Genomic DNA, 25,640 nt, shown 5'->3' with positions numbered 1-25,640 from the left:
TTTATAATCCGAATATCAACAATATTTTTTTAAAGTCAAATGAAAATGATGAGTTTCCCAGAGGATCACTCAATAAAACCAGCAGCACTCATACCTGCAATTTTCCCAGTTACAAGCGCAGAGGTAATATTATAACCACCGGTATAACCATGAATATCCAGAATCTCTCCGCAGAAATACAAACCAGCTTTTTTCTTAGAAGCCATAGTTTTCGGTTCAATTTCTTTAATAGACACACCTCCACCCGTAACGAAAGCTTTATCGAGTGGTTGGGTCCCGTAAACGTTCACCGTAAATTGCTTTAGTTGGTGGGCAAGTTCTCTTATTTTATCGTGTGCTAGATTTTGACCGTCTTCACTTTCCTCGATACTTGCTCGCTCCAATAAAAACAATAGCCATCTTTCCGGCACGATTCCTTTCCAAACATTCTTCACCGCTTTTTTCGGATCTTCTTTAATGGCAGAGAGTAGAGATTGGAATGTTTGCTCTTCGTTTTGTTCAGGTATACTATCTATTCGAACTTGTACAAGTTGTCCTCCGTTTTTCTTTTGCTCTTTCACAACAAATTGGCTGCAGCGTAATATGGCTGGACCACTGAGGCCGAAATGGGTAAAGAGCATGTCCATTTGGTGTGTGATAATCGGTTTTCCATTTTTTTTAAGTACGGAAACCGCAACATCTCGCAGTGCAAGTCCTTGAAGTTCTTTTGATTTAATAAAAGGCTCGCTAGATAATAAAGGAACTTCTGTTGGATATAGATCAGTAACCGTATGTCCCGCTTTTTCCGCCCATGGATACCCGTCACCAGTAGATCCTGTTTGCGGAACTGCTTTTCCTCCAACTGCAACAACAACTGCGTTAGCAGTGATTTCTTCACCAGTAGCAAGACGAACGCCAATGACTTTTTCATCATTCATTAACAGTTTAGCAACTGGTGAATTTAGTTTAATTTCGACATTTAATCTTTTTAACTCATCGAGTAACGCGTTGACCACGTCCATTGCTTTATTGGAGACAGGGAACATCCTTCCGTGATCTTCTTCTTTTAAAGCAACCCCAAGATTTTCAAAAAACGCAATAATATCTTCATTATTAAAAACAGAGAATGGACTGAACAAAAAGCGACCATTTCCAGGAATGTTTTTGACAATTTCTTCTTGAGGAAGTCTATTCGTTACGTTACAACGTCCACCACCAGATATAGCAAGTTTTTTCCCAAGCTTCGAACCTTTTTCAATAAGTAATACTTTTTTCTTTTCTGCTCCAGCAGCAGCTGCGGCCATTAATCCTGATGGACCCCCACCGATTACAATAACGTCATACATAAATAGTTCACACTTTCACTTTTTTCTTTATTATACACGATTGTGGTTTTCATGAGACAGATGTAAACTGTAGTGTAGACAATTTAACTTCATTCAGCAAATGTTTTAGAGTTAAAGCCTCCGGCGGATGCCACAGATTTTGAGAGGAATTTCTCTAGCAAAGCTCAGGCATGCGTGATGCAGATCAGTTAGCTGTTGTCGCAAGGATGCGACGGGATTAGGCTAACTTCCTTACTTAATCTGGTCTGGGCCAAATACAGCGAGGCGAATTTGATAGGATTGGGCGGGTTTTATGGCTTCGAATTTATTAAAAGGGACAATGATTTTGACTGTTGGTCTCTTATTATCAAGAATTTTAGGTGTACTTTATATTATTCCTTTTTATCAACTAGTTGGAGAGGAGTATATCGGTCTTTACCAGTATGCATATGTTCCATACTCAATTGTGCTTGCTGTTGCTGTTTCTGGTATTCCAATTGCTGTTTCAAAGTTTGTTTCCAAATATAATACATTAGGTGACTATGCCACTGGCAGAAAGCTAGTAAAATCCAGCATGTTACTTATGGTTGTAACGGGTGTATTAGGATTTCTTGTTCTCTATTTTCTAGCGGAACCTATTGCGCATTCAGTCATTAAAGGTAAAGATACATCGATAACTGCTCAGGATGTTGCAACGGTTATAAAGTATGTAAGCTTTGCAGTAATCGTTGTACCAGTGATGAGTTTAATACGAGGGTTTTTTCAAGGATATCAGCATATGACTCCTACAGCTGTATCACAATTGATAGAGCAAATAGTTCGTATATTATTTGTGCTATCAGGAGCATTTTTAGTGATGAAAGTATTTAATGGTACGGAAAAGACGGCTGTATCGTTTGCAGTTTTTGCTGCTTTTTTAGGTGCTATAGCAAGTCTAGTCGTTTTATATTGGTATTGGCAGAAATTAAAACCAGAATTTAATGGTTTACTGGAAGGTAGCGGTAATGCGATTTCTAATATTTCTTTGAAAAATATATATAAAGAAATATTGGTTTATACTGTACCGTTTGCATTAGTTGGTGTTATAAATCCTTTATTCCAATTTGTTGATATGATTACATTTAATCGTGCAATGGCGATGATCGGCTTCAGCGGAAAAGAATCTGGTATTTATCTTGGAATGTTAAATTTAACTACACACAAACTTGTAATGATTCCAGTTATGCTTGCCACTGGTTTTTCGATGGCGTTAATTCCTTATATTACAAGTTATTACGCTAAGCAAGATTTTGGACAAGTAAGAAAATCACTTGACCAAACTTTTCAAATACTATTATTCCTGACTGTACCAGCTGCAATGGGTATTTCAGTTTTAGCAAATGAATTTTACCTTGTGTTTTACCAACAAAGTGAAACAGGAACAGCGGTGCTTGCGCATTATGCCCCAGTTGCTATATTATTTGCGCTTTATCCGGTAACCACAGCGATTTTACAAGGAATAGATCGACAAAAACTTATTATCCTGAATTTGTTACTCGGTATATTAACGAAACTCGTATTAAATACACCATTGATAAAAGCATTTGAAACAGATGGGGCTATTATGGCAACTGCCCTAGGATATATTGTGGCCATTGGGTTAAATATGTTAGCGATTCGAAAAACATTACATTATAAATCGCCGATGGTTATTAGACGGATTTTTTTAATAGTGATTGTGAATGTAGTAATGTTGAGTCTTGTATTACTGTCTAAATGGGGCATTGAGAAAATGTTCGTGATCGATCATAAATTGGAAGCGTTAGTAGTCATATTCGTTTGTGCTTCCATTGGAGTGGCTTTTTATGGGTATGTCACATTACGACTTGGGCTTGCGCAAAAGCTCTTTGGAGAAAGACTGACAAAATATACGAAAAAAATTGGTTTTTAGGAGTACGATATGCGATTAGATAAATTTCTAGCTCATACGGGCTTTGGGACAAGAAGAGAAGTAAAAATGTTAATCAAGTCAAAGGCAATTCAAGTAAATGATGTCACTGTGAAGGATAGCTCGATGCATGTAAACGAACATTTAGATCGAGTATCCGTATACGGGGAAGTTGTAGAATATAAAGAGTTCATCTATTTAATGTTAAATAAACCAGCAGGAGTAGTTTCTGCAACGGAAGATACAAGAGATAAAACGGTCATCGATTTATTGGATGATGACGTACGGCATTTTGAACCTTATCCAGTCGGACGGCTGGATAAGGATACGGTAGGGCTGCTGTTGCTTACAAATGACGGTGCTTTAACGCATCGTTTGCTTTCGCCTAACAAAGAAGTTCCAAAAGTATATTTTGCCAAAGTGCAAGGAATTGTAAACGAAACAGATGTCGAGGCTTTTAAAAATGGCGTCACATTAGAGGATGGCTATCATACAAAACCTGGAATATTGCATGTTTTAAGAAGTGGGCCCATATCTGAAATTGAATTAACGATTACGGAAGGTAAATTTCATCAAGTGAAAAGAATGTTTGAGGCCGTGGGGAAAAAGGTTATTTACTTAAAAAGGCTTTCAATGGGTGCGCTTAAGTTAGACCACTCACTTGCAGAAGGTGCCTATAGGGAATTAAGAGAAGAAGAATTAGAGCAAATATAGCAAAAGAATGACCTTGCTTGAATGTAGAGCTTGGTCATTCTTTTCATATTGAAAATATCTAAGATGTCAATTTAACTCGCTTGTTCGTCGTGGTCCATTTGCCTCTTGTTGGACTAATAACTAAGTCATTAAAAGCAAGTACATTCAAATCTCGTTGAATTGTACGAGGAGTGATGCAAAATTCATCGACTAAGTCTTGTGTTGTAACAGTTCCGTTTTCTCGGATGAACATGTACATGTCTTTAATTCGATTGAGCATCCGATCAGTAGTTGGTTTCATCAGTAACCACTCCTTCATCATCATATCTCTTGGCTAGACTAGCGGACGACATGGGTGAAAAGCAACTAAATAATTGCAATTTACAGCCCCTTTACTATATTGGTAGCCAGTTTTATTATCTGACAATTCAATTATAGTAGATTTTCTGGCAAATTTCTATTAAAATCAATTAATTTACAAATTTTTAACATGAAAATCTGAAAGCTCAGGCATTTACAGACTAAAATTATTTTCAAAGACGTCCCGTCAAAATAAGTGTAAAATGGTTATATATATGAATAGCGGAGGAGATTTTTTATGAACTGGTTAAAACTTGCAGAAGAAAAGAAAGAAGAAATAATTGCAGAATTACAACAGCTTATTCAAATCCCAAGTGTCTTACAAAAAGATTTGGCAACAGAGGAAATGCCTTTCGGTCCAAAACCTTTAGAAGCATTACAACATATGCTTAAAGAAGGGGAACAAGCCGGATTCACAACAAAAAATGTAGATAATATGGCTGGTCATATTGAAATGGGTGACGGAGAAGAAATTCTCGGTATTCTTTGTCATGTAGATGTAGTTCCGGAAGGGAGTGGCTGGACATATCCTCCATTTGAAGGAGTTGTTGCTGAGACCAGAGTTTACGGTCGAGGAGCAATTGACGATAAAGGACCAACCATTGCCGCTTGGATGGCGATGAAATTAGTAAAAGAGTCTGGAATTGAACTTTCTAAAAAAGTACGCATGATAATAGGAACAGACGAAGAAAGTGGTTTCCGTTGTGTAGAACGTTATTTTCAAAAAGAACAAATGCCGACAATTGGGTTTGCACCAGATGCAGATTTTCCTATTATTAATGCTGAAAAAGGAATAGCAAATTTAATATTTACGCAAACAGGTTCAACTGAAACAGAAACAATTCAGTTTTTCCAAGCAGGTAAGCGAACGAATATGGTGCCAGATGAAGCATTTGCCTTTGTTTTTGGTGGGCTTATCACGATTAAAGAAAAGTTTGATACTTTTGCAAAAGAACACGGAATTACAGGAGAAGTTGCCCCACAAGGTCCAATGGTAAAAGTATTAATTCACGGAAAATCCGCACATGCGATGGAACCTGACGAAGGGGTAAATGCAGCGATTTTCCTAGCGAAGTTTTTACAAACGATTCAGTTAACACCTCATTCTAAAGCTTTTGTTGACTTTTTAGTAGAAGGTTTTGGGGAAGATAGCAGAGGACATAAACTTGCGTTAAACTTTATGGACGATGTTTCAGGTGATACGACACTAAATCCTGGAGTTATTCATTATGCACCAGAACAAGGATCATGTACGCAAGTAAGTATGCGTTATTCTGTAACATACCCTTTTGAAGAAAAACTTGCTGCTTGCCGAGAAGTACTTAAACAAATGGGCATTACATTGGATTTAGGCAGTAATTCTGCTCCACACTATGTAGATGAAAAAGATGAGTTAATCCAAACATTGCAAAAAGTGTATGAAAGAAACACTGGAGAAGAAGCAAAACTTCTGTCCATTGGTGGAGGGACATACGCACGCGTACTCGATAAAGGGGTTGCGTTCGGTATGCTGTTCCCAGGTAGAAAAGATGTTGCTCATCAGGTAGATGAATATGTCGATATCGAAGATTTAGTAAAAGCAACCGCAATTTATGCAGATGCAATTGTAGAGCTAGCAAGTAAAACTTCAACTGTAGGAGAAAAATAATGGCTAAAATATTATGGAATGACAAAATTATTAACGAAGAAAAAGTGAAAATTGGATTTGAAGACCGTGGATATCAATTTGGGGACGGCATTTACGAAGTGATTAAAATTTATAATGGCAATGTATTTACAGCAGCGGAACATATTGATCGTTTATATGCGAGTGCAGATAAAATCCAGTTAGTCATTCCATATACAAAAGATGTTATGCATAAAATGATTCACGATTTGATCGAGACAAATGAAGTAGATAATGGTCATATTTATTTACAAGTTACACGTGGCACGAGTCCAAGACAGCATAATTTTCCGACGCCTGCAGTGGAATCGGTTTTAACGGCTTATACAAAAGAAACGACACGTCCGTTCGCTCAACTAGAAAATGGAGTAAAAGCTTGCTTCGTAGAAGATATCCGCTGGCTTCGTTGTGATATTAAGTCGCTTAACCTACTTGGCAATGTGCTTGCAAAACAAGAAGCAATTAGTAAAGACTGCTATGAAGCAATCCAGCATCGCTCAGGAATCATAACAGAAGGTTCTTCTTCTAATGTGTACGGTATTAAAGACGACGTACTCTATACGCATCCTGTAAGTAACTTAATATTGAATGGTATTACAAGAAAAGTGATTTTAGACTGCTGCGATGAAATTGGATTAAAAGTTGTCGAAGAAGCGTTCACAAAAGAACAAGCGTTAGCAATGGACGAACTGATTATGTCTTCTACAAATGCTGAAGTAATGCCAATCATTTCGCTTGAAAGTCAACTAATCGGAACTGGTAAACGTGGAGGATGGACAGAAAAACTTCAACAAGCATTTGAACAAAAAATCCCATCTTCAATTAGTGTATGAAACAACACTATTTTATCGGGATAAAAGTTCCCATGCATATAGCAAAAGCTATCGTGAAAGAGCGAGAAAATACAAATGTGCATAAAACACATAAGACATTGCCAGTTGCTGAAGATATGCATATCACGCTTTTTTACTTAGGGCATGTAGAGCAAAGTATTCTCTCATCCATTATGCAATGTTTACGAAACATTAAGTGGGAAAAGTTCGAGCTAACAACGAATGAATTAGCCCATTTCGGAAATGAGCAAACACCTCGCGTAATATATACTGCGGTAGAAAATAGCCATTTTTTACATGCCTTACAACATGATGTTGTAAGGCAATTATCTAAAGTAATAGAGATAACTAATACAAAAGATTTTCACGCTCATATTACCATTGCAAAAAAATGGGCAGCAGTGGACGAATTGCATATTAAAGATTTTCAATTACCAAAAATGAGTTTTGATGTTTCTCATTTCTCCATTTTCCAAATAAATAACAATCAATCCCCTCGCTATGAGGAAATTGATTGTATTCAGAGTAGGAGGGTGTAGAATGGCGCAATTAGTGAAGTTACAGGATTATGTTTCTCGTTATGAAAAAGATTTGAAAAGATACCCGACACAATTTGTTCGCTTGAAAAGGCAACAATGGGAACGTACGAAAGAAGAATTCGAAAAAGGGTCATTTAACACTACTTGGACAGAAACAGAAGAAAAAATAGAAGAGCCGGAGAAAAAATCTATTTTTTCTAAGCTGTTTCATCGCAAAAAGGTTGAAAACTCGGATGAAGAAACTTGGGAAACTAGCGAAATAGACATTGTGGATAGCACTCCGGATGAACCTACGCCACTGTTTTTTGAACCTAAAATCGTTTATGAACCGCAGACAAAAGAGGATTTAAAAAGAATGTATTTAGATCAGCTTTTCCATTTTCAATTAAAATGGGCAAGTTCCACTTTACGTGAAAAATCATATGTAGATCCAAAATTTATGCGAGATACATTATTGAGATCGTTCATGCAAAATCTTCCAGATAATTATTTGTTATTTTATTATCCTATATTAAAGCTAAAAAAAGCACCGATTGAGTTAGATATTATGCTTGTTTTGCCAACGGAAATCGTTTGTATTGTCATGCTAGAAGCTCAAAATTTAGATGCATTTATCGGTAGTAGTGACCGATTTTGGCTAAGAAAAAGCGGGAAAGAAGAGAAAAAAGTATTAAGTCCGTTGATTAATATCAATCGTATGGAATCCATCTTATTGCAAGTTTTTCAAAAAGAAGAAATAGATTTACCGATTAGAAAAGTAATTCTCTCAAGAAATGGATATATAGACTATCCGGGTTCTTCTTATAATGTGCAATTTATCGATAGTAGAACATATGAAGAATGGTTTTCATCATTAAAAAGCTCACCTTCACCAATGAAGCATATGCAATTTAAAGCTGCACAAGCGATTTTAAATTTAGTTCAAACAACTTCCTATTCTAGGTCTTCTTGGGACGTTGATAGTGAGGAAAAAGATGATTAACGTAGTTTTTATCGTCAATGAGCACGCAGGTAATGGGCGTGGAAAAAAGGTTTGGATGAAATGGAAAAAACTTATTACGTTTCCATATATGTATGTTACGACCAAGCGAAGTGGACATGCGGTAGAAATTGCTAAAAGCTATGCAGCATCGACTAAGGATGACTTCTTAATCGTTGCAGTTGGAGGCGATGGCACAGTTCACGAAGTTATTCTGGGAGTTACAGGATATAAACATGTTCGAGTTGGTGTCATTTCTGCTGGTAGTGGGAATGATTTCGGCCGAACATTTTCTGTTTTTCAAACGATAGAGCAATTGCATCACTACGTACATAATAATAAGGGATCAGTGAAAATGGATTTGGCCTTGTTAACGAACGGTCAAGATCAGTATTCTTTTGTGAATAATGCTGGTTTTGGATTTGATGCGAAAGTTGCTTATTCCGTCAACAATTCTAAATGGAAAAGACGATTAAATATACTTGGCTTAGGAAAGTTTACTTACATTTTGTACCTGATTAAAGAATTATTTACGTTTCAGCGATTTTCTTTCACTTTACATAAAGAAGATGAAATGGTAATGTATGACGATGTTTGGTTCGTCGTTGTATGCAATCAGCCATATTTTGGCGGAGGGATGAAAATATCACCCGCATCAAAACCAGATGACCAATTAATTGAAATGACCGTAGTATACAAGATAGCTAGATGGAAATTATTATTTATCTTTGGCACGGTATTCTTTGGGAAACATACAAAGTATAAAGAAGTCATTCAGTTTCAAGCAAAAGATTATGCAATGACAATGCACAACAAAGTTTACGGGCATGCGGATGGTGAATTTTCTTGTATAACAGAAGAAAATCACTCGTATTCATTTTCAGTTATACCGAAAGCTTGGAACTTAGCAAAACAAACAGAAAAAGGAGTTTAACGTAATGAGGTTAAGACATAAACCATGGGCAGAGGAATTTATAAATAGCCATCCTGAAATCGTCATTCCGAATCCGGAAGCATTAAAAGGGAATTGGGCGTCAGAATTTAAAAATAATCATCCCCTTCATATTGAAGTAGGAACAGGGAAAGGTCAGTTTATAACGGGAATGGCGAAGCAAAATCCGAATATTAACTATATTGGGATCGAGCTGTATGATAGTGTTATTGTTTCTGCACTTGAAAATGCAATTGCTGCACAGCCTCTTCCAAATTTACGTTTATTAAAAGTAAACGGTGCAGATTTGGACAAATATTTTGAGAAAAACGATGTGGACCGCGTCTATTTGAATTTCTCCGATCCATGGCCAAAAATTAGACATGCGAAAAGACGTTTAACACATGAAGGATTTCTGAAACTGTATGAATCTATTTTAGTAGACAATGCAGAAATACATTTTAAGACGGATAACCGCGGATTATTTGAATATTCTTTAATCAGTATGTCTGCCTATGGTATGTTAATAAAAGATGTTTCGCTCGATTTGCATGCAAATATGCCGGAAGAAAATATTATGACGGAATATGAAGAGAAATTTTCTGCAAAAGGACAACCGATTTATCGAGTAGAAGCAAAATTCATTTAAAAGGGGATTTGGGAGAATGGATACGTTTCAATTTCACGACATGTCATTAACTTGGTTAAAAGGCGGGACAACTCATATGGATGGGGGTGCCATGTTTGGGGTCGTACCAAAACCATTATGGGAAAAGAAATATCCAGTCAATGAAAAAAATCAAATCGAATTACCATCTGATCCGCTACTCATCCAGTACAAAGGACAAAATATTTTACTAGAAGCTGGACTCGGGTACGGAAAGTTTACAGAGAAACAACTACGAAACTATGGAATTTCCAACGAATCACTAGTGGAAGACAATTTAGCGCAACTCGGTGTACTACCAGAAGAAATCGATATGGTAATTATGACACATTTACATTTTGATCATGCGTGCGGTTTATCGAAATGGGTTGATAACCAGCTTGTTTCTAGTTTTCCAAATGCTAAAATTTATGTTTCAGAAGTCGAATGGAATGAAATGAAAAACCCTAATATTCGTTCAAAAAATACATACTGGAAAGAAAACTGGGAGCCGATTGAAGAGCAAGTAGAGACGTTTTCGGATTCAATTGAAGTAGTTGATGGGATCGAAATGATTCACACTGGTGGTCATAGTGATGGACATAGTATTGTATTGTTTAAGCAAAACGGTGAGACGATTATTCATCTGGCAGATTTAATGCCAACTCATGCACATCAAAATCCATTATGGGTACTGGCTTATGATGATTACCCGATGACTTCTGTTTTTGCTAAAGAGAAGTGGGTAAATGAAGCATTTCAATCTAATTATTGGTTTAGTTTTTACCATGATGCTTTTTACCGTTTAGTAAAATGGTCAGAAGATGGAAAAAAAATAGTGGATAAAGTAGAAAGAACTTAATTTTTCCATAGAAGTGTGGCACTTTTTAAGTATAGTGCGTCTTAAGGAAGTTCCACTTGGATTTCCGCAATATAGCATCTCCGCTAGACCAGTTTGTCGTGTTCAGCGTCCTGTTTGTAGCTTTCGAGATGTGCTTTGTCGTGTTAGGAAGGTAGTTTGTCGCGTTCACAGCATGTTATGTCTCGTTCAACCATTTACTGGATTTAATTTTCAAGAAATGCTAAACAAAATTGAATTTAAAACAGTGACGCTGATTAGATAGCAAATTTGATGGATTGGAGCGGAAGGGCGGCGACTCCAGCCGGATGAGTGAGACAAATGAGCCATCGCAGGCGAACGCTCATCGCTCACCCGGCGGAAAGCGTCCGCCCTGCAGCGGAAATCCTAGCGGTAACTTCATTAAGACGCATTATTCTTAAAGTATGCAGGAAACCCTAATAGAAAAAGACAGCCAAAATTGCATCTTTGGCTGTTTTTTTCTATATAGAGAATAGCTATTCTTTCAGAAACTACATTACATTTTTACCAAATCCACAACTGTACCTGTTTTTGCATCTGCTGCGAATTCAAACTGCTCAAGCTCCCCATTTTTTATCCGGGAAATACCACCTTTATATACATTTGTATGAATTGCCTCTTTGTTAAATGGCTCTGGATTCATCAAAATCCATGATCCATCAATTGGTCCCTCTTCTTTAAACGCCGTTTTTATATCTCTTAAAACTAGTTCAGCAGATCGATTTAAATTCAATTTTTTAGCGGCTTGACTTGAGATAATCCCAATAGCAATTCCAGTTCCAAGCCCCATCATATAATCTTTTAATTTCATCGTAATCCTCCTCCAGTCATTTTTTTTAGTGTAACACACATCTGATTTCGTTTAAATTTTTCGATATGCGAAGTTTAATTGTAGTAAAGTAATGCTTCTTTTATTACAATGGAAGTGGAATCTTTTTTTATATTTAAGTTTTTATATAGCTTTAGGAGGCTTTTTAGATGAATGAAGAAACGCGCTCACTATTTAAAACGTTAACAGAATTACCAGGTGCACCTGGTAATGAACATGGAGTTCGTGCATTTATGCGAAGCGAGCTATCGAAATATTCGGATGAAATTGTACAAGATAATTTAGGTGGAATTTTCGGCTTGAAAAAAGGAGATGCAAATGGTCCGAAAATATTGGTAGCTGGTCATATGGACGAAGTTGGTTTCATGGTGTCAGGTATTACCGATAACGGAATGATTCGTTTTCAACCATTAGGTGGTTGGTGGAACCAAGTACTTCTTGCGCAACGTGTGGACATTGTAACAAAAGAAAAAACCATTCCAGGTGTGATCGGTTCTATTCCTCCTCATTTACTAAGCGATGAAGTACGTAATAAACCGATGGATATTAAAAATATGCTCATAGATGTTGGTGCGGACGATAAAGAAGATGTAGCTAGAATGGGGATTAAACCAGGAGATCAAATCGTTCCAGTTTGTCCATTTACACCAATGGCTAATGATAAAAAAATTATGGCGAAAGCTTGGGATAACCGCTATGGTTGTGGACTTGCAATTGAACTGTTAAAAGCAGTACAAAACGAGCAACTACCAAATATGCTCTATTCCGGTGCGAACGTGATGGAAGAAGTTGGCTTGCGCGGGGCTCAAGCTTCAGCAAATATGATTCAACCCGACTTGTTCTTCGCATTAGACGCAAGCCCTGCAAATGATGCTTCTGGCAATAAAAATGAATTTGGTCAACTTGGAAAGGGAGCACTTCTACGTATTTTCGACCGCACAATGGTCACTCATCGAGGTATGAGGGAATTCGTATTGGATACAGCAGAAACACATAAAATCCCATACCAATATTTCATCTCCCAAGGTGGAACGGATGCCGGTCGAGTACATACATCGAATGAAGGAATTCCAAGTGCTGTAATCGGTATATGCTCACGCTATATTCACACATCGTCCTCAATCATCCATACAGATGATTATGCAGCAGCAAAAGAATTACTAGTAAAACTAGTAAAAGCATGTGATCATACTACATTGGAAACGATTAAAGCAAACGTATAAAAAAAGATGCCCTCGAGGCATCTTTTTTTCAGAAATGGAGAATAAGTCGATGAAAATAATCATAGGAACTACTAATAAAGCGAAAACAAAAGCAGTTCAAACAATTTCGCGTATGTACTATCCAGATGCTAGTTTTGTAAACAAGGAAGTGAATTCCTTAGTATCTGCGCAACCAATGAGCAATGAAGAAACAAGACAAGGAGCGATCAATCGTGCAAAACAGCTAATGGGGCATCAAGATGCCGTGTTTGGTATCGGACTAGAAGGAGGCGTTCAGGAAATAGACGGTATCATGTACATTTGTAATTGGGGGGCACTTGTGACAAATAATGGTGACATATTTACCGCAACGGGAGCAGGTATTCCATTGCCGGATGAGATAGCCAAAAAATTACGAGCTGGTGCGGAACTTGGTCCAGTTATGGACGTCTATACAAATAGGAAAGGGATTCGTCATGACGAAGGGGCAATTGGTGTATTTACGGACGGGCTTATAACAAGAAGTATGATGTTTGAGCATATTATGTATCTTCTAATTGGACAATATGAACTTTCCAAGAAGTTGTTGTAGTTGCATGTAAAACAAATCATCGTTAAAATATATAGCAGTTATGCTTTGAATGGAGGAAAGTAAATGACTCGAAATTGGATGCGAGTTTTTTTCGCGTCACTAGCTGTCATTTTATTAGTTGGATGCTCTACCATGGAAGAAAACGTGGAAGATGGGATAGAAAAGGCAAAGTTAGTTTTTCAAGGCGATGCCGAAAAACCGAATGAAGAAATTAATAATATGAAATTATTCATCCCAAGTGGTTTCTCCATAGAAGAGGAGCCAGATGAAACAAATATTATTCTTTCTAAAGGGAAAGATTCTTATATATTATTTCTTAATCCGAACGAATTGCCAGGAAGTCGACTATATTATGATTTAATGATGGCTGATACTAATTTAAATATAGTTGAGGAAAAGACTTTTGAACAAAATGGACGATTTGGATTTGTAGCAATACTTGAAAATAGTGCAGAGAAATACGAACTCATTACTAGTATTGGTGGCATTAAGCTTACAACGATTTCTAAACAACAAAATATTGCGGGCAATTTGGATAAAATGATGACAATTGTTCGATCAATCTCTACGAACTAAAGGGGGATTTACATGCAAAATTTATCTTCACTAGAACAATTCGAACAGTTAAAGCAAGGCGAGAAGGTTGTTTTTAAATTTACAGCGGACTGGTGTCCGGACTGTCATTTCATCGATCCTTTTATGGGCGAACTGGAGGACAAATTTTCAAACTTTACCTTTGTGTCCGTGGATCGAGATGAATTCATCGACTTATGTGGCCAATTAGATGTGTTTGGTATTCCAAGTTTTATCGTTTTCGAAAATGGTTTTGAAAAAGGCCGTTTTGTTAGTAAAGATCGCAAAACAAAAGAAGAAATCGAATCATTTCTTCAAACGATGTAAAACATTTAAACGGTTCACTAATGGTGGACCGTTTAACTTTTTTCATCCAATGTTAAAGCCTTATGCGTATATGATTGAATTGAAAGGAAAGATTTAATATGAAAGCGCTGGAACTTATAAGAGTTTTAAAAACAAAACTATCTGAGGAAATATATACATATGATTACAATCGGGAGACGAACAAGCTTAGACTGACGCATAAAGAAACAGAAAAAGGAATTGATATTTCGATACCTCCTATTTTAGCAAAATATGAAACGAAGAAAGAACAAGCAATTGACGAAGTGGTTTATACGATTCATCAAACATTTCAAGCGATGGAAAGAGAAAAGGCTGGAAATATTGATCCCACCTCCTCGATATATCCAGTAATTCGTTCTACCTCTTTCCCGTTAAAATCCAATGAAGGCAACAAATTTATCACAAAAGATCATACTGCGGAAACACGTATTTACTATGCGTTAGACTTAGGAAGCACTTATCGTCTACTCGATGAAAAGATGCTTAAGAACTGGAATATAAGAGAAACAGAAATTCGCGAAAGAGCACTATTCCAAGTTAGAAATTTAGAAACTAATTATAAAAAAGATTACGTTTCAGGCAATACGTTTTATTTCTTTAATAATAACGATGGATATGATGCTAGTCGCATGTTAAATGAATCTCTTCTACGAGATATGAAAAAAATAATTGTTGGAGATATGACTGTTTCTGTACCCCATCAAGATGTTATGATTGTTGGTGATATAAGAAATGAAACAGGATACGATGTTCTAGCTCAAATGACGATGCATTTCTTCACAGTTGGAACAGTACCGATAACTTCATTATCTTTTATATATGAAAATGGAGATTTAGAGCCAATTTTTATCATGGCGAAAAATCGAGTAACAAAGGAGAAAGAAGACAAATGAATATATTTTACAATGAAGTTGGCGTAGGGGATGTACTTTTAGTACAAATAACACCTGAAAAAGTGGAAAAAGTAGTGACAGAAACACATGGTGATGTAACGTTTGTAAAAGAAGCGCAATCAAACAAAGTGGTAGCGATCAATATTTTTGGCTTTAGTAAATATGAAAAAATCGAAGCAAGAGGCAATGTTGAGCTAACAGAAGCATTTGTTGAAAAAGTACAGCAAGCTTTAAATACAAATGGGGCAGATTACCAATTAGAAGTGGATTTGTCACCTAAGTTTGTAGTTGGTTACGTAGAAACATTAGAGCAGCATCCAAATGCAGATAAGTTAAAAGTTTGCCAAGTAAATGTTGGTGAAACAACTTTACAAATTGTATGTGGTGCGCCAAATGTTGAAGCAGGTCAAAAAGTCGTAGTTGCAAAAGTAGGAGCAGTTATGCCATCTGGAATGATCATCAAAGACGCAGAGCTACGCGGAGTTGCATCTAGTGGAATGCTATGTTCCGCAAAAGAATTAGCATTACCGAACGCTCCAGAAGTGAAAGGTATATTAGTTCTAGACGGAAATGCCGAAATTGGAACAGCTTTTGTCCCGGTTTAACAGGCTGTAATATCCCCACCTCAACTTTTGTAAGAGAAAATCGATGTAAATATGTGGGGATAAACAGCCTGTAAATCCCCGACTGGTTCGGGTCAACAGGATGTTGACCACTTAGGCATTGCCGCACGAAGCGGCGTTATTTGCCTGAGTTCAATTTCTCCAGTATGTGGGGATGAAGAAAGCCCCCGCTTTTGGAAGTTTCACTTTGTATCATAAGACATGTTCTAGTTATCTGTAATTAGCTAATTTATATCAAAATACAAAAAAGCATGCCGATATGGTGTGCTTTTTTGTATTAAGTGAGGACTTATCCCGTCATTATTGGTAAAATAGAATGTATCTATTAGAAAGAGTGATGAAATTGAATTGGTTTAAAAAACTATTTGGATTGAATGAAGAAGAATATAAAGAAGAAATCGAAGTAGAAGAGAAAACTGTTTCGACTACACGATCAAAAACACCATTCCGCTTTCCATTAATTTCGGATGAAGAGAAAATGGAAACGATTTACGAGCAACCGAATGAAGATAAAATCATACATGAACCTTTTATAGAAAAACAATTAACAGAAGAACAATTATACAAGCCATTATACAAGCAAGATAAGTGGCAACAACGGAAGCAACCGACAATCATTCATCGATCCGAAAAAATAACAGTGGATGATACGGATACACCCGCAATCGTTAGAAAAAAAAGAGCATTTTCACCAACGGAAGTACCTTCACCTGTATTTGGTTTTTCTAAAAGGAGAGAAAGTTCAATTCCTAAAGAAAAACCACTCGCTGACAATGCACCAATACGTACTATACAAGAAACTTGGCAGCAGCGTAAAATACAGAAAGTAGATCAACAACAAGATAAGAATACGATGGATGAGATTATTACAACGCCTAGTAAAAAAAGAGCGTTTACGCCAACAGAAGTACCGTCACCAATTTATGGTTTTTCGAAAAATAGAGAAACGCAACTTCCTCTTGAAGAAAGCGTAGAAAAAGAAGTCAAAATTCACGAAATTATAGAGGAATCACCAATTACTAGCATTCCGGAACAAACGGTGAAAGAAGAGGTTCCCCCAACGATGAAGGCGACAGAGGAATCTGTGCCTACACCGGAACTAGTACAAGTAGAAAGCGTAGAAAAAGAAGAAAAAATAGAAGAATTTATAGAGGAATCACCAATTACTAGCATTCCAGAACAAATGGTGAAAGAAGAGATCCCCCCAACGATGAAGGAGTCGGAGGAATCTGTGCCTACATCGGAACTAGTACAAGTAGAAAGCGTAGAAAAAGAAGAAAAAATAGAAGAAATTATAGAGGAATCACCAATTACTAGCATTTCGGAACAAACGGTGAAAGAAGAGGTTCCCCCAACGATGAAGGCGACAGAGGAATCTGTGCCTACACCGGAACTAGTACAAGAAGAAAGCGTAGAAAAAGAAGAAAAAATAGAAGAAATTATAGAGGAATCACCAATTACTAGCATTCCGGAACAAATGGAGATAGAAGAGGTCCCACCAACGATGAAGGAGACGGAGGAATCTGTACCTACATCGGAGCTAGTACAGGAAGAAAAGCTAGAAGTACGAAAAGAAAATGTTCGTCCGTTTAATGTGCTCATGCTGAAATCAGATAAACAAAATATAGAAAAAACAATGCTGAAAAAAGAGGAAGAAATAGTAGAACCTATTAAATTAGAAGCACCAATTACTATCACTCCTACGGAAGCAACTGCAGCAACACTTGTGGAGGAACCATTACCTGTATTGAAACAAGCAGAGGAAGAGAAGCTAGAAGTACGCAAAGAAAATATTCGCCCTTTTAATGTACTAATGCTGAAATCAGATAAGCAAAATATAGAAAAAACAATGTTAGAAGAGGAAATTGGAGAACCGATTAAAGTGGAAGCTCCAATTGCTATCACTCCTACGGAAGCAATTGCGGCAACACTTGTAGAGGAACAAACTCCTGTATTGGAACAAGTAGAGGAAGAGAAGTTGGAAGGACGAAAAGAAAATATTCGCCCTTTTAATGTACTAATGCTGAAATCAGATAAGCAAAACCTGAATAAACTAAATACAAATAATATACACGAACCTGTAATACAAAAGATTGTAGAAAAAACTGAATTACCCGAAGCAACACTAAACGAAGAAAAAGAACTAACGGAACAGGAAATTGTTCAATCAACCTACACGAGACCATCATTCAGTTATTTGCTCCCTCCCGAAATGAAGGATGAGGACAGAGAATGGATGGAAGAACAGGCAGATACATTAGTAGAGGCATTGTCTTATTTTCAAGTAACAGGTGAAATCGTTCAAATGGTTCAAGGCCCGGCTGTTACACAATTTGAACTGACTGTAGGTCATGGAACGAAAGTAAGTAAAATTCGGAATTTAGCAGATGATTTGAAATTAGCGCTTGCAGCCAAAGATATTCGTATTCAAGCACCAATTCCAGGGAAAAGATCCATAGGTATAGAAATACCTAACCGAACGTCCCGAGCAGTTCGCTTATCGGAAGTGCTAAATACAGAAGTTTTTGTGCAGTCGGAATCACCACTTGAAGCAGCACTTGGTCTCGATCTTACTGGAAAACCTGTGACCTTGGATTTAAGAAAAATGCCACATGGTTTAATTGCAGGAGCAACAGGATCTGGGAAATCGGTATTTATTAATTCATTACTTGTGAGTTTGTTGTATAAAGCGACTCCTGAAGAAGTAAAATTATTATTAATCGATCCGAAAATGGTAGAGCTTGCTCCTTTTAATCATATTCCTCATTTGGTCAGTCCTGTCATTACAGATGTCAAGGCTGCAACCGCAGCATTGAAGTGGGCTGTGGAGGAAATGGAACGTCGCTATCAATTATTTGCGCATATTGGGGTACGTGACATAAGCAGATATAATACACTTGCGACGGAAAAGCGACAATTTGCTCAAAAACTTCCATATATCGTGATTGTAATCGATGAGCTTGCTGATTTAATGATGATGGCTCCTGCAGAAGTGGAAGATGCTATTTGTCGCATCGCTCAAAAAGCGAGAGCGTGTGGTATTCATTTAGTTTTAGCTACGCAGCGCCCATCTGTAGATGTTATTACGGGGCTTATTAAAGCAAATATTCCTACGCGTATCGCATTTTCTGTTTCTTCTCAAATCGATTCACGTACGATTTTAGATCAACAAGGGGCAGAACGATTACTTGGAAGAGGAGATATGCTGTATCAAGGAAATGGCATGTCTAGTCCTGACCGTATACAAGGTACTTATGTCTCAGACGATGAAATCGAAGCAGTTATTGATTATGCAAGAAGTCAAGGGACACCCGAGTATATATTCGAACAAGAAGAATTGCTGCATCGAGCAGAAACTTCAGAGCAAGATGATTTATTTGAAGAAGCGTGCCGCTTTATCGTAGAACAAGGATCCGCTTCTACTTCCTTACTACAGCGTAAATTTCACCTTGGATATAATCGTGCTGCGAGGCTAATTGATGCCATGTATGAGAGTGGTTATATTTCAGAACAAAAGGGTAGTAAAGCAAGGGATGTATTACTTACTAACGATAGTTTAGAACAAATATTTAGTTAATATTATTTATTAAAGATATGCATAAAAAAATGATATAATGGGGAGTACGTCTAAGCATATGACTGAATAATAGAAGTAAAAATGGATTGAATAGTGTATTTAAGCGGGGATAGCCCCAGGAGGTTTACAACGTATGACAAAGTATCATTTTACAGGTATCAAAGGGTCTGGAATGAGCCCTTTAGCACAAATATTACATGATGTAGGAAATGAAGTACAAGGCTCCGATATCGAAAAGTATTTCTTTACAGAAAAGCCATTACATGAAAGAAATATAAAAGTATTGTTATTTGATGAAGCAAATATTGATGAGGGCATGACAATTATTGCAGGAAATGCTTTTCCTGATAGCCATCCTGAACTTGTTAGAGCGAAAGAACTAGGATTAGAAGTCATTCGTTACCACAATTTTCTAGGTGACTATATGAGTCAATTTACGTCCATTGCAGTAACAGGTGCACATGGAAAAACGTCTACAACTGGATTGCTTTCTCATGTGTTGAGTGGATATGCACCTACTTCTTTTTTAATCGGTGATGGTACTGGAAAAGGGGAGAAGGATGCAGCTAATTTTGTATTTGAGGCATGTGAATATCGTAGACATTTTCTAGCCTACAGTCCGGATTATGCAATCATGACAAATATTGATTTTGATCACCCAGATTATTTCCTAGATATTGAGGATGTATTCAACGCATTTCAATCAATGGCAATGCAAGTGAAAAAAGGAATTATTGCTTGTGGCGACGATGCCTATTTACAAAAGATTAAAGCACCAGTCCCAGTTTTATATTACGGGTTTGGGGAACATAATGATTTCGCAGCCCGAAATATAGAGAAAACAACGGAAGGTACTTCTTTTGATGTGTATGTACGAAATGAGTTTTATGAGCGTTTTACAATTCCGTTGTTCGGCGACCATGCCGTATTAAATTCACTCGCTGTGATCTCTTTATGCCATTATGAAGAAGTTCCGGGGGATATTATCCAAAAAGGATTAGAAACGTTTGAAGGTGTGAAAAGACGCTTTACAGAGACTGTTATCGGAGACCGTATTATTATTGATGATTATGCGCATCATCCAACAGAAATCAAAGCAACGATTCAATCCGCACAACAAAAATATCCAAATCGAAAAATTGTTGCAATATTTCAACCTCATACATTTACTAGAACAAAAAAGTTTTTGCATGAGTTTAGTGAAAGCTTGAGCCTGGCAGATCAAGTTTATTTATGTGATATTTTTGGTTCGGCAAGAGAAAATGCTGGAGAATTGTCGGTTCAAACACTTGCTGATTTAATCAAAAACAGTCACATTTTATATGAAGAAACAGTAGAACAATTACTTGTTTATGAAGATGCGGTTTATTTATTTATGGGAGCAGGAGACGTACAAAAGTATCAACAAGCTTTCGAAAAAAAACTAAATAAATAAGAAAAATGCTTAATCCTTTTGTGATTAAGCATTTTTTTAAAGGATATTTGAAAGAAACGTAGTATAGTAATAGAGAAAGAAGTTTAAATTTATTCTTTTAGGGTAAAAATATGATAAGACAACGAAGAAAAGGAGAGTATATAATATGGAAAATCTTTTATACATAGCTGCTATTATAGCTGCAGTTGCATTTTTAGTGCTTTGTATAAGTCTTGCTGTTACATTGTTTTCAGTTAAAAAGACTTTAAATAATGTTGCAGGTACATTAGAAGGACTTGATACAAACCTACAAAATGTAACAAAAGAAACAGCGGAACTTCTTCATAAAACAAATGAGTTAGCAGAAGATATACAAGAGAAATCGGAAAAACTAAATACAGTTGTCGATGCTGTAAAAAATGTAGGTACTTCTGTCAGTGGTTTTAACCACTCCATACAACGCCTAACATCCTCTGTTACATCAGAGGTGGAAAAAAATGAAGAAAAAATAGCACAAGTTGTACAGTGGAGTAATGTACTATTAGGAATTCGAGATAAATGGAAAGAACGGAAAGAATTAGAGCAAGCGGGATATCATGCTTTTGAACATAATAAAAAAACAAACCTATAATTGGAGGAATTTAAATGAGCAATTACGAACCAAAAAAGCCAAATTATAATGAAGCATCTTATAATCATGAATATTATGCAAATCAAGCATCGTATGATAGACAAGCTGCTCCTAACTATCCACCAGTTCCTTATTACAACGAAACGAAAGAAAGTATCTATCAGAAGGAAGAAATGAACGGGAAAGATTTTTTCATTGGTGTATTCATCGGAGGTATTATCGGCGCTGTGACTGCATTATTATTAGCTCCTAAAACAGGATCAGAGCTTCGTGGCAATCTTTCTACGCAAGCAGGACAATTAAAAGAAAAAACATTAGATTTTTCTTCGACTGCAAAAGAGAAAACGACACAAATTTCGAAGCAATTACAAGAGCAATCCGGTCAATTAGTAGATAAAGTGAAGTCAATTAAAGGACATCCATCTTCTCCTTTAGACGACGGGACAGCTTCATATGAAGGCGAAGAACCAATGGATTACATGGAGACTATTTCAAATACAACAGACGAGGTAACTGCAGAGCAAGAAGATACTACAGCGGTTGCAGAAGCGATTAAAGAAGCGGTAGTTGGTACTGATAATGCGAATAAATAATAAAACACGAAACGGGCATATACCCGTTTCGTGTTTTATTATTTGAGAACTATTTCTAATCGATCTCCACCAAAAATTTCTTCATCAAATCGAGATGATTGTCCATTTCTAACAATTTGAAACGAACTAGCACCTTCTGGCATATTCCAATCTGTAAAACGGAAGATATCTTGGAATACCCATGGATCATGGTTTATTAACTTCCACTGAAGGATCGTCCCGCTAGGAACACTATCCGTAGGGGCTAATATTCTTTCCCCCATTGAAACGACCGCACATTCCCTCGTAAGCTCGATCTTTTCTTCCTGAAAAGTAAGTATTATGCGCTCGATTAATTTTTTCTCCAATTGATCAGCAAGTTGCTGTAAAGTTGGAGGACTTGCTACACTTATATCTATCACATCATTGTCTTGAACAGGATAAGATAACTTTACTATGCTTCCATTTAACAATAGCTCCGATGAGAAGTCTGGAATATAATGATTTTTATCATTTAGTGTAATCATATATGGAGATAACTGTGCTATAAAATTTTCTTTTCGAATTGCATATAAAACTTGTTCCACTGTTTGTGGGGTATCAACTGTTACTTTGTCTCTTTCTTTTAACGAGGTATCAAGTGAGATTGTCACCCCATTAACCTTAACTGTCGGTTCAACGGTATGTATAACATCTTGAAAATAGAGCGTTTTGACAGAAGCAGCATCGATTAAATCCCGAACGGAAGCGGAACCTTCTTTCCCATTCTCCCCTTCTAATAATTCAATCTTATCTTTATTTTTGATTATTGCTTTTGTATTTGTTTTGTGACCATTTAACATAATTACTGCCGGTTTACCATGTTCTCCTGGAATGTGTATCGTTTGTCCATTCACTTCAACGGATAGTGCTGCTCCTGGTTTGCCGTATAACTTTCGGGTAGGAATATTTGCTGCAAGCAGTGCATCGCCTACCGTCATTTCTTTTAGCTCAAATAGGCGAACAACTTGGTTATTTACTTCTACGGACATATATTGTATTGGTGCCCGTTTTGCTGCAATAGCAATTCCAATCGGTGTAACAAGTTCCGGCGATACTGGAATATGTGCTTCTTTTGTCAAGTTTTGTATAGCGTCAATTCCTCGAACCGCCACTCGATTCGCTGGTAAATTTAGTTTTTCAGCTAAAATTGTCGTAAGGGAAGGAGTCAGGCTTCCACCACCAACTAGCATGACAGCTTTTGTTGGCCGGTTATTATTCAACCGAAGAATTTCATTTGAAATGGATGTGGCGAGTTCTAATGTTGCTGGCCTAATAGCCGCTACCATTTCTTCTTTTGGTATGTTTTGCTCGAATCCCAAAATATCTTGTATTGGGATAAATTCATTCGTATTAATCGCTCTTTTTGCATCTTCTGCAAGCGGGAAATCTAGTAAGTAATGATCACTTAATGCTTCGGTAATTTCGTCCCCTGCATTTGGGACCATCCCATATGCGACAACTGTACCATAATCTGTAATAGCAATATCGGAAGTTCCAGCACCGATATCTACAAGGGCAACATTCAGTCGTCGCATTGTAGGGGGAATTAGTACATTAATCGCTGCAATTGGTTCCAATGTTAAAGCTTCCATTTCTAAATTGGCCCTTTTTAAAGCGGAAAGTAAAGATTCAACGACTACCCTTGGCAAAAAGGTTGCGATTACTTCAATAGATGCTTCTTGTCCTTGCTGGTCTACCAAACTACCAATTTCCTCTCCATCTAAACGGTAGTATAAAACACTATATCCGACACAGTAATAGTGGCTCGATTCCTTGTCCGTGTCATTTTGCACAATATTGTTTTGTGCTTGTTGAACGGCTGAAAGCTCCAGCCTGCTTATATCGTCCTCTGATAAAATTGGTCTATTTTTAATATCCATTTTAATTTCTGCTTGTTCTGTTTTTAACGCTCGTCCTGCTGCTGCAACACTCACTTTTTCAAGTGGTCCATGTGTTTCCTCTAGTTGTTTTTTTATCGATTGGATTACTTCTGCTACTTTCAATACATTATGTATTTGCCCGTCGACCATTGCTCGTTCTTTATGTTCTTCGACTAATATATCGACAACATGAAAGGTCTCATTGCGCTCCTCTAATATAATACCAACTACAGATCTTGTTCCTATATCTAATGCAAATAATTTAGTTGCCAATTTTCCACGTCCTTCTCCAGTCAAATACTTTAGCGAGTTGAATCGCTAAAATAAAATGCGTGACATTTTCACAAACATTGATTATAATATGACTTATACTTAAAAATGTATCATAATTTTCAGGCGATATAAAGTGTCGGTGGAAAGAAGAGAGGAGAATTATCTATGAGTCATGTCGATTTAGAAGCTTTACGCAGTCGTGTAGATGAGATTAACGTAGAAATTTTACAGTTAATCAATGAAAGAGCTGGTGTTGTAAAAGAAATAGGAAGAGTGAAAGAAAAGCAAGGTGTAAATAGATATGATCCTCTTCGCGAAAGACATATGTTAGATCACTTAAAAGAAAATAATGATGGTCCACTACCACAATCCACAGTGGAGCATATTTTTAAAGAAATATTTAAAACTGCATTGGAATTACAAGTAGATGATCAAAAGAAAGCACTTTTAGTTTCTCGTAAGAAGAAATCTGCTGATACTGTTGTAGAAATAAACGGCGAAAAAATCGGCACAGGGGCACCTTCTTTCGTATTTGGACCATGTGCAGTAGAATCATACACGCAAGTAGCAGAAGTAGCGGCAGCAATCCAAGCGAAAGGTTTAAAGTTAATTCGAGGTGGGGCATACAAACCACGTACATCTCCTTATGATTTCCAAGGTCTAGGTTTAGAAGGCCTTAAAATATTAAAACAAATTTCACAAGAGTATGGCTTAGCAGTCGTGTCTGAAATTGTGACGCCTAGCCATTTAGACGAAGCACTTGACTATGTAGATGTCGTGCAAGTAGGTGCTCGTAATATGCAAAACTTTGAACTATTAAAAGCTGTAGGCTCTATCAATAAACCAGTATTATTAAAACGGGGCATTGCAGCTACATTAGATGAGTTCATTCATGCAGCAGAATATATTATGTCACAAGGAAATGACCAAATCATTTTATGTGAACGTGGTATTCGCACATACGAACGTGCTACTCGAAATACATTAGATATTTCAGCAGTGCCAATTTTAAAACAAGAAACTCATTTACCAGTGTTTGTGGATGTGACACATTCAACTGGACGTCGTGATATTCTTTTACCTGCAGCAAAAGCTGCTATCGCAATCGGAGCAGATGGAGTTATGGCGGAAGTTCATCCGGATCCAGCAGTTGCGTTATCGGATGCAGCACAACAAATGAATTTACAACAATTCGACGAGTTTTATAATTCATTACAAAACTTCATGAAAACACATGAAGTGCATGCATAAGTAGAAAAGTTTCACAAAACCGACTCTTATTACAGAGTCGGTTTTACTATTTGATTGAAAACTATAGCGTATATCAAGTATTATTTATATATGACGAATTGTAATATTAAGTGCAACACCTATAAGTTGAATTAAAAGAAGCCCATAACGACCTCGTGTAAAATGTAGTTACCACACCAACA

General features: G+C 36.9%; 24 protein-coding genes. 20 read left to right on the top strand and 4 right to left on the bottom strand.

The window, feature by feature from the left end:
* Positions 1-65 precede the first annotated feature (65 nt).
* Positions 66-1,325: a BaiN/RdsA family NAD(P)/FAD-dependent oxidoreductase gene (locus tag ACIQYS_RS16010; protein WP_402982090.1), complete on the bottom strand. Its 1,260-nt coding sequence runs from the start codon at positions 1,323-1,325 to the stop codon at positions 66-68.
* A gap of 292 nt (positions 1,326-1,617) precedes the next feature.
* On the opposite strand from ACIQYS_RS16010, the gene ACIQYS_RS16005 reads away from it, so the two are divergent.
* Together ACIQYS_RS16005 and ACIQYS_RS16000 are read left to right on the top strand one after the other, a co-directional pair.
* Positions 1,618-3,234, top strand: coding sequence for a putative polysaccharide biosynthesis protein (locus ACIQYS_RS16005; RefSeq protein ID WP_402982088.1), 1,617 nt, complete (start codon positions 1,618-1,620; stop codon positions 3,232-3,234).
* 9 nt (positions 3,235-3,243) lie between these two features.
* Entirely contained in the window at positions 3,244-3,945 is a 702-nt protein-coding gene (locus tag ACIQYS_RS16000; protein ID WP_402982085.1) for a pseudouridine synthase, read from the top strand.
* Positions 3,946-4,003: 58 nt separating this feature from the next.
* On the opposite strand, the gene ACIQYS_RS15995 is transcribed toward ACIQYS_RS16000, so the two are convergent.
* Positions 4,004-4,225 (bottom strand): DeoR family transcriptional regulator, encoded by a 222-nt coding sequence (locus ACIQYS_RS15995; RefSeq protein ID WP_402982083.1) that lies wholly within the window; start codon positions 4,223-4,225, stop codon positions 4,004-4,006.
* Between the two features lie 297 nt (positions 4,226-4,522).
* On the opposite strand from ACIQYS_RS15995, the gene pepV reads away from it, so the two are divergent.
* Genes pepV through ACIQYS_RS15960 form a run of 7 tightly spaced genes read left to right on the top strand, consistent with a single transcriptional unit; the run spans position 4,523 to position 10,740 of the window.
* A complete protein-coding gene (pepV, locus tag ACIQYS_RS15990) occupies positions 4,523-5,932 on the top strand; it encodes a dipeptidase PepV (protein WP_402982080.1) in 1,410 nt (469 codons plus the stop codon).
* The gene (gene dat, locus ACIQYS_RS15985; protein WP_402982078.1) at positions 5,932-6,783 is read left to right on the top strand and encodes a D-amino-acid transaminase; all 852 of its coding nucleotides are present in this window, start codon (positions 5,932-5,934) and stop codon (positions 6,781-6,783) included. The genes pepV and dat overlap by 1 nt, the downstream gene beginning before the upstream one ends.
* Positions 6,780-7,322, top strand: a complete 543-nt coding sequence (thpR, locus tag ACIQYS_RS15980; RefSeq protein WP_402982077.1) for an RNA 2',3'-cyclic phosphodiesterase — start codon at positions 6,780-6,782, stop codon at positions 7,320-7,322. Before dat ends, thpR begins: the two co-directional genes overlap by 4 nt.
* Before the next feature lies 1 nt (position 7,323).
* Positions 7,324-8,304 (top strand): nuclease-related domain-containing protein, encoded by a 981-nt coding sequence (locus tag ACIQYS_RS15975; RefSeq protein WP_402982076.1) that lies wholly within the window; start codon positions 7,324-7,326, stop codon positions 8,302-8,304.
* The gene (locus ACIQYS_RS15970) at positions 8,297-9,235 is read left to right on the top strand and encodes a diacylglycerol/lipid kinase family protein (protein ID WP_402982073.1); all 939 of its coding nucleotides are present in this window, start codon (positions 8,297-8,299) and stop codon (positions 9,233-9,235) included. Before ACIQYS_RS15975 ends, ACIQYS_RS15970 begins: the two co-directional genes overlap by 8 nt.
* 4 nt (positions 9,236-9,239) lie before the next feature.
* Positions 9,240-9,881, top strand: a complete 642-nt coding sequence (gene trmB / locus ACIQYS_RS15965) for a tRNA (guanosine(46)-N7)-methyltransferase TrmB (RefSeq protein WP_402982071.1) — start codon at positions 9,240-9,242, stop codon at positions 9,879-9,881.
* Positions 9,882-9,897: 16 nt separating this feature from the next.
* Entirely contained in the window at positions 9,898-10,740 is an 843-nt protein-coding gene (locus ACIQYS_RS15960) for a YtnP family quorum-quenching lactonase (protein ID WP_402982068.1), read from the top strand.
* 514 nt (positions 10,741-11,254) lie between these two features.
* Here the strand turns inward: ACIQYS_RS15960 and ACIQYS_RS15955 are convergent.
* Positions 11,255-11,569, bottom strand: coding sequence for a hypothetical protein (locus ACIQYS_RS15955; protein ID WP_402982066.1), 315 nt, complete (start codon positions 11,567-11,569; stop codon positions 11,255-11,257).
* A gap of 167 nt (positions 11,570-11,736) precedes the next feature.
* Here ACIQYS_RS15955 and ACIQYS_RS15950 point away from each other — a divergent pair, with 167 nt between their 5' ends.
* The 10 genes from ACIQYS_RS15950 (at position 11,737) to ACIQYS_RS15905 (ending at position 22,033) form a co-directional block, all read left to right on the top strand.
* A complete protein-coding gene (locus ACIQYS_RS15950; RefSeq protein ID WP_402982064.1) occupies positions 11,737-12,810 on the top strand; it encodes a M42 family metallopeptidase in 1,074 nt (357 codons plus the stop codon).
* A gap of 49 nt (positions 12,811-12,859) precedes the next feature.
* The gene (locus ACIQYS_RS15945; RefSeq protein ID WP_402982061.1) at positions 12,860-13,381 is read left to right on the top strand and encodes a DUF84 family protein; all 522 of its coding nucleotides are present in this window, start codon (positions 12,860-12,862) and stop codon (positions 13,379-13,381) included.
* A gap of 63 nt (positions 13,382-13,444) precedes the next feature.
* Entirely contained in the window at positions 13,445-13,957 is a 513-nt protein-coding gene (locus tag ACIQYS_RS15940) for a hypothetical protein (RefSeq protein WP_402982059.1), read from the top strand.
* A 12-nt stretch (positions 13,958-13,969) separates the two neighbouring features.
* Positions 13,970-14,281, top strand: coding sequence for a thioredoxin family protein (locus tag ACIQYS_RS15935; RefSeq protein ID WP_402982056.1), 312 nt, complete (start codon positions 13,970-13,972; stop codon positions 14,279-14,281).
* 98 nt (positions 14,282-14,379) lie between these two features.
* Positions 14,380-15,195 carry a DUF1444 family protein gene (locus ACIQYS_RS15930; protein WP_402982054.1) on the top strand — a complete coding sequence of 272 codons (816 nt, stop codon included), beginning with the start codon at positions 14,380-14,382 and terminating at the stop codon, positions 15,193-15,195.
* A complete protein-coding gene (ytpR, locus tag ACIQYS_RS15925) occupies positions 15,192-15,800 on the top strand; it encodes a YtpR family tRNA-binding protein (RefSeq protein WP_402982051.1) in 609 nt (202 codons plus the stop codon). The genes ACIQYS_RS15930 and ytpR overlap by 4 nt, the downstream gene beginning before the upstream one ends.
* Before the next feature lie 361 nt (positions 15,801-16,161).
* A complete protein-coding gene (locus ACIQYS_RS15920) occupies positions 16,162-19,395 on the top strand; it encodes a DNA translocase FtsK (protein ID WP_402982049.1) in 3,234 nt (1,077 codons plus the stop codon).
* Between the two features lie 133 nt (positions 19,396-19,528).
* Positions 19,529-20,830 (top strand): UDP-N-acetylmuramate--L-alanine ligase, encoded by a 1,302-nt coding sequence (murC, locus tag ACIQYS_RS15915; protein WP_402982046.1) that lies wholly within the window; start codon positions 19,529-19,531, stop codon positions 20,828-20,830.
* Positions 20,831-20,975: 145 nt separating this feature from the next.
* Positions 20,976-21,440: a DUF948 domain-containing protein gene (locus ACIQYS_RS15910; protein WP_402982044.1), complete on the top strand. Its 465-nt coding sequence runs from the start codon at positions 20,976-20,978 to the stop codon at positions 21,438-21,440.
* A gap of 14 nt (positions 21,441-21,454) precedes the next feature.
* Complete coding sequence (locus ACIQYS_RS15905) at positions 21,455-22,033, top strand: YtxH domain-containing protein (RefSeq protein WP_402982042.1); 579 nt, start codon at positions 21,455-21,457, stop codon at positions 22,031-22,033.
* Positions 22,034-22,071: 38 nt separating this feature from the next.
* Here the strand turns inward: ACIQYS_RS15905 and ACIQYS_RS15900 are convergent, their stop codons facing one another.
* Positions 22,072-24,207 carry a cell division protein FtsA gene (locus ACIQYS_RS15900; RefSeq protein WP_402982039.1) on the bottom strand — a complete coding sequence of 712 codons (2,136 nt, stop codon included), beginning with the start codon at positions 24,205-24,207 and terminating at the stop codon, positions 22,072-22,074.
* Positions 24,208-24,372: 165 nt separating this feature from the next.
* Here ACIQYS_RS15900 and ACIQYS_RS15895 point away from each other — a divergent pair, with 165 nt between their 5' ends.
* A complete protein-coding gene (locus ACIQYS_RS15895) occupies positions 24,373-25,458 on the top strand; it encodes a bifunctional 3-deoxy-7-phosphoheptulonate synthase/chorismate mutase (RefSeq protein WP_402982037.1) in 1,086 nt (361 codons plus the stop codon).
* Positions 25,459-25,640: the final 182 nt, after the last annotated feature.

Origin of the sequence: Psychrobacillus sp. NPDC096426 (assembly GCF_044762745.1) — a bacterium.
GTDB lineage: Bacteria > Bacillota > Bacilli > Bacillales_A > Planococcaceae > Psychrobacillus.
Note: the sequence above shows the minus strand (reverse complement) of the source record. Positions and strands in the feature narration are given on the sequence as shown.